This is a genomic window from Moraxella sp. (assembly GCF_024227015.1).
Taxonomy (GTDB): domain Bacteria; phylum Pseudomonadota; class Gammaproteobacteria; order Pseudomonadales; family Moraxellaceae; genus Moraxella.
Window position 1 is genome coordinate 1 of record NZ_JAAELD010000069.1, and the last position, 3,827, is coordinate 3,827.

The window sequence follows — 3,827 nt, forward strand, 5'->3', positions numbered from 1 at the left end:
AATCATAAACACGCCATAATGGCTTGATTTTTTGATATAATAACCCCAATTTATGAGACAAAATATCACAACAAGACATCATGACCAAGCCGTTAAATACCCTAAAAACAACCCCACTACAACGCAGACTTTCCATCGCCAAGACCTCATTGAACATCGGGGCGACTTGGGCAAAGAGCGGCGTATCAGGGTTATTTTTAAGTAAAGAGGCACGCGAAACTCAAAAGCACGCCCTACTTCAAGAGCAAGCAGATTATTTAGTCAGTGAATTGGGTAAATTAAAAGGTTCTGTGGTCAAGATTGGGCAGATGCTTGCGCTGTATGGCGAGCATTTTTTGCCGCGCGAGGTCATCAACGCCCTGCACACACTTGATGCCAACACCGCCCCACTCTCATGGCACATCATCTATGACACCCTAAAGCATGAGCTTGGCGCGTGCATTGATGATTTTGAGATCGAACGCAATCCCATCGGTACCGCAAGCCTCGCCCAAGTCCATAAAGCCACACATAAATACAGCGGGCGCACCGTCGTTCTCAAGGTTCAATACCCCAATGTCGCCAACGCCATTGATTCTGACCTAGCGATTTTTAAGCAGCTGCTTAAGATTACCAATGCCGTCCCACAGACCAAGGCGTTGGATGATTGGTTCTTAGAGATCAAAGAGCTGCTACATACCGAAGTGGATTATCGCACCGAAGCTGAGACCACGAAGCGATTTGCCGCTTATCTGGCGGATGATGAGCGCTATATCGTGCCAACCATTTATGACAATTACAGCACCGATCGCTTGATTTGTATGAGCTATGAAGCAGGCATTCCTTTAAATGACTCTGCGCTGTTGCAGCTACCCCAAGAACGTCGTAACGCCCTTGGTCAGGCCGCCATCGAGATCGTCATTCGCGAGTTGTTCGAATGGGGAGAGATGCAGACCGATCCTAATTTTGGCAATTATCTCGTGCGCAGTGAGAATGACGTGGATCGCTTGGTCTTGCTGGATTTTGGTGCGGTGAAACGCTTTGACAACCACCTACTAACCATCGCAAAAAACTTACTCACCGCAGGCTATCATCAAGACAGTCAGATGATGAAATCAGCCATGACAGGCTATGATTTTTTTGATAAATTGACAGGTAAGCCAAAAGACGACATGGCTAAGGTTTTTTTGATGGCCTGTGAGCCTTTTGCCAAGGCTGAGCATGTGAATGATGCTTATCTTGATGACAATAATCGCTACCTGTGGGCAGGCAGTCAGCTTTATAATCGCGTGATGGCCTCTGCCAAAGATGGCATGACATCGCTTGAATTTAGCTTACCGCCCAAAGAGATAATGTTCATCAGTCGCAAATTTATCGGTGCGTACGCCCTACTGGTTGCGCTCGATGCTCGCACAGACAGCACGGATCTCATCGAACCTTATCTTAGCCCTTAACATGTAACGCCTTGATGCTCATTATCAGGGCGTTTTATTCATGAGTATTTTGTATATATTCATCAGATAATTGACATTGCACAACCATTCACAAGATGCTAACATAAAGGATTAACCCAACCTCAACCAGCTAAGGAGTGACTCATGCCAGTTAATGATCAAGACACCAAAGACACCAGCAGCACCCAAGCAGCGCCTAAGACCACCCCAACCAAAAAAACCACTACTCAGGCCGAACCAAAAGTCATGCCAAGCACAGCCTCACAGCTTGAAGAGCTGCTGATGCATGCCACACCTGATGATTTGGTTGAACTTGGTCAGGTGCTGAACGATTATCTGCCGGTAACACAGATCGTCGGTCAACTGCGCGCTGACAAGTCAAAGGATACACAGCTGTCAGACAACTGGCGTGAAGGCGGTTACCCTTACAAGCATCGCCTTAGCCGCAAAAACTACGAAGCCCAAAAATACAAACTTCAAATCGAACTATTAAAACTACAACACCACGTCAAAGCCACAGGTCAAAGACTGGTCATCCTGTTCGAAGGTCGTGATGCTGCCGGTAAAGGCGGTACCATCAAGCGCTTTATGGAGCATCTAAACCCTCGTGGCGCGCGTGTTATCGCTCTTGAAAAACCTACCGAACAAGAAAAAGGTCAATGGTATTTCCAGCGTTATGTACAGCATCTACCTACCTCTGGCGAGATTGTACTGTTTGACCGCTCTTGGTATAACCGCGCCGTTGTTGAGCGTGTGATGGGCTTTTGTACCGAACAGGAATACCAAGTCTTCATGCATCAAGTGCCTGAATTTGAAAAACACCTGATCGAATCAGGCATTCAATTGGTAAAATTCTGGTTCTCAGTATCACGCGAAGAACAAAGAGCGCGCTTCGCCAGCCGCGAAAACGACCCGCTAAAACAATGGAAACTATCTCCTGTGGACAAAGCCTCTTTGAACAAATGGGATGACTACACCCTAGCCAAAGAAGCAATGTTCTTTAATACTGATACCGCCGAATCGCCATGGATCGTCATCAAATCCGACTGCAAAAAACGCGCACGACTTAACGCCATGCGCTATGTACTAAATAAGCTCAACTACGAAAACAAAGATCCTGCCCAAATCGGCAACATCGACCCTCTGATCGTGGGCCGTGCAGGCGCACTGTATGAGATGGATGAGCGTACGGATCTGGCAGTCTCATCGCTAAGACCGACCAGCCCAGTCCAAGCCAATTCTTAAATCCCCATCAATAAAATACCGCTCAGATGAGCGGTATTTTATTGGATGATGGTCGTTAATAATGACTCAAATTCACCTTGGCTTAGCCCTTTGGCATTAATGACATAAAGCTTATCTTTGTGAACGAAGCGCGCTTTTTGATAATTCACGGCTTTTTTGTCACTCAGATGCTCATATAGCACCGGCGTGCCTGCGATTGTTTTATTCATGAACTCTTGGTACATGACGACGGGTGAATCTTCTAAAATTCTGGTCTCAATAATCTCTATGCGAGATTTATTGCTAGGATTTTCAAATAACCGATACAAGGCATCATAGCCACGCTCACCGAGCACGCCCTCATACTGCCTGCCCGTCAAGAAAAATCCTGATAACTCAATTTGGGTCGGTTCAAAGCTAAGCGGCTGCTTGCGTCCAAATCGATAAGTCATCTTAGCATGTGTGGCTTGCTTAAACTCATCTGTCAGCACACCGCCTGACAGGCTGCCTGCGCGCTTAAGGTGATTCAGCTGTTGTTTTAGCTGTTTTTGTTCAGCTGCTTTAACGCTGCCATCATCAATAGACAGATACCGCACCGCTTGGGATTCGACCTTGACAGGCTCACTAGTCGCCTTGGGAATGCTTAGCATCGATAGATCCACGTCAGGCATAACATCAGATTTGGCTGGCTTAGCACCTGGGCGTAAGTACCACGCCCCGCCCACTACCATGAGACCGATCGCCGTTAGTATCAGTGCCTTATTGGTAAAATTGTGTCTATCTAGGATCATCGCACCCTCCAGTGCTTATCAGCAAGCCAATAACATCTTAGGCCAACTTAAAGAAACCGACATCCGAGACGCTTTTATCTTCGAATAGACTTAGCTGCTCACCTTCCATTCTGGGCGCATAAGTCACACACATGGTGCCTGTCGCCTGGCAACAGCAAGCCAGAACTTCATCTTCTTCGAGCATGGCGATTGGCTTTTTTGTCATGAGCAGCTTGCCTGTCTTTGCGGTCACGCGCATCTTGCACGAGCCACAATATCCCTGCTGACATTCAAAACGAACCGTCTGATGACCTGTGCGCCTCATGCCCTCTAGCAGCGTTTCATTTTCGTGTAAATAAAACCGCATCTCGTCGGTAAATACCCAACCCATTGTACACCT

4 protein-coding genes are annotated in these 3,827 nt (G+C 47.1%); 2 read left to right on the top strand and 2 right to left on the bottom strand.

Features of this window, described 5'->3' with window-relative positions:
• Positions 1–80 precede the first annotated feature (80 nt).
• Both GY683_RS01495 and ppk2 read left to right on the top strand, forming a co-directional pair.
• Complete coding sequence (locus tag GY683_RS01495; RefSeq protein ID WP_297287070.1) at positions 81–1,433, top strand: AarF/ABC1/UbiB kinase family protein; 1,353 nt, start codon at positions 81–83, stop codon at positions 1,431–1,433.
• A 144-nt stretch (positions 1,434–1,577) separates the two neighbouring features.
• Positions 1,578–2,678 carry a polyphosphate kinase 2 gene (ppk2, locus tag GY683_RS01500; protein WP_297287071.1) on the top strand — a complete coding sequence of 367 codons (1,101 nt, stop codon included), beginning with the start codon at positions 1,578–1,580 and terminating at the stop codon, positions 2,676–2,678.
• Positions 2,679–2,716: 38 nt separating this feature from the next.
• On the opposite strand, the gene GY683_RS01505 is transcribed toward ppk2, so the two are convergent.
• Positions 2,717–3,448: a hypothetical protein gene (locus tag GY683_RS01505; protein WP_297287072.1), complete on the bottom strand. Its 732-nt coding sequence runs from the start codon at positions 3,446–3,448 to the stop codon at positions 2,717–2,719.
• Between the two features lie 37 nt (positions 3,449–3,485).
• On the bottom strand, positions 3,486–3,827 hold a 342-nt coding region (locus tag GY683_RS01510; protein WP_367274104.1), incomplete at its 5' end, for a 2Fe-2S iron-sulfur cluster-binding protein.